Consider the following 2,079-nt stretch of genomic DNA (forward strand, 5'->3'; position numbering starts at 1 on the left):
CAAACGACTTCTGCGTTGTTGTTTGTTACAAAACGGGGGGTGTTCACGTGGTCTAGGTGGTAGTAGTACACCTCGCCTTTTTTAATCAGCGCTACTGGGTGAAATTGATTTGGCAGGTTGATATACCAAGTATATTCACCGTGTTGGTATTCGCCGATTAGCTGGTCGTTATCCCAAATGTAGTCAATTTTACCGTGTTCGGTGTGCTTGGCAATACGACGCCCGAGTGGGTCGTAGTCATATTGCGTGAGCGTGCCGTTGTTATTAAAGCAGCTTAATTGGTTAAACGCGTTATACTCGCGGCGGGTTTTTATTCCTTTGCCAGTTTCGCGTATTTGATTACCAAACTCATCATAATGAAAGTCGCTGTCGCCAAAGTGGGTTAAACGGTCTGCGTCGCTGGCACTGTTTATTGTGGTGTTATTAGTGCCTTCATTGTTTACTACTGAGTCGGCATTATTACTAGGGGCTAAATTATTTGATGCTAAATCGCTGTATTCGCTATGGGTGGCGCGTGTTAAATCAATAGAAGAGCTGGCATCAGTATTTGTAGTATTTTGCTCACTACTGTCTGTATCGCTTTTGCTTGATTTTACTGTTTGGCTTTGCGGGTTGCCAAAGCTATCCCATTGGTATTGGGTGATTTTATTGTTCTGCTCGCCTGCTAGATTTTGCTGTATTAACTGCCCCAAGCTGTTGTATTCAAAATTAGTATTGTGGCTGCTTACACCTTCGTTTTTACGGGCAATCAGCTGGTTGATGCTGTCGTAATTGTACGTACAGGTATCGAATAGTGCTTGTGCTGGGTGTGTGAGCTGTTGCTGCGTTAAACGGTTGAATACATCAAACTGTTGATTAAGGGTTATGCTGTTACCAAACTGTTGCGTTTGAATATTACCTTGGCTGTCGTAGCTTAAGGTTACGAGCGGCTGTGCTGCGCTAGCTGAATCATTCACTTTGCTGTTTGCTTGCTGTAAATGAATAGCACTTAGCTGACCGAATTTATTGTAGCTGTAATTCAGTTTGCTTGAATCTGGCAGCGTCAGTGTTTGCCGTCTGCCGTAGTCGTCGTAGCTGTATTGTAAGGTATGCGCTTGTTGCTGGTTATGTACTTGCTCGGCGTGCAGTAGTCGCCCACCTTTATCAAAGCGTTGTTTAAGTGTTGATTGTGCGTTGTGGGCACGGGTAATTTTACCTTGCTTTGTGTAGCTGTAGTAATTAGCGTTATTAATTATATGTGAGTCGCTTGCAAGGCTTGCATGTTGTGCGGTTACGCGGCCTAGGCTGTCGCGCTCTATTTTTACGTGGCGTTTATCGCTTTGTGTTACCGAGGCTAAGCGGTTACAGGCATCGTATTTATATTGCTGTAGCGTGCCATCAAACCCAGTGACTTGTGTTGGGTTTTCATTGGCGTCGTAACTTATGCGGTATACGTGACCGTCGCTTCGCTCAATGGCGGTTAAGTTACGCTCTTTGTCATAGGTTAAATGCAGTGCGCTACCATCAGGCTGAATGACACAATGTGGCTGACTTAGCCCTTCAAAGTGTTGCTCGGTGGTGTCGCCTTTGCTGTTTTGTGAGCTTATTAGCCGCCCAGCTTCGTCGTAACTAAAATGTTGATGCTGTTTATGTTCAGGCTCGTTTTCGTCAAAGGCGGTGGTTTGCGCAAGCTGCCCATGCGCGTTGTATTTGTATTGAATCAGCAGCCCTGCGTTATTTATGGTGGCGTTTACACGGCCTAAATTGTCGTAGCTGTAACGTATTAGCTCGTCGTTATGGTGTTTGGCTAATAGCTCACCTTGCTCGTTCCATACAAATTGGGTAATTTGGCCGTTTTTATTGATGTGTTGGGTTAACTGGCCGAGTTTGTCGTAGCTGTATAACGTGGTGCGGCCATCGCCAAACGTTTCGCTTTGCAGTAAACCCGCTACGCTGTATTTGCGCGTAATGGTTTGCCCATCTGGCAAGGTGGTTAATACCCGTTGCCCTAGTTGGTTATACGCAAATTGAGTTTGGTTGCCATCAGGCTGCGTGATGGAGGCTAATTGCCCATAAGGGGTATAGCTGTAACGCGTTATG

At 45.5% G+C, this 2,079-nt stretch carries 1 pseudogene; it reads right to left on the bottom strand.

Annotation, left to right across the window (positions count from 1 at the left end):
• Positions 1 to 2,079 (bottom strand): annotated as a pseudogene (locus tag CWB66_RS15405) (RHS repeat protein); the annotation flags it as partial.

This window comes from Pseudoalteromonas sp. S558, from assembly GCF_005886635.1.
In the GTDB taxonomy this organism is placed as follows: Bacteria; Pseudomonadota; Gammaproteobacteria; order Enterobacterales; family Alteromonadaceae; genus Pseudoalteromonas; species Pseudoalteromonas aliena.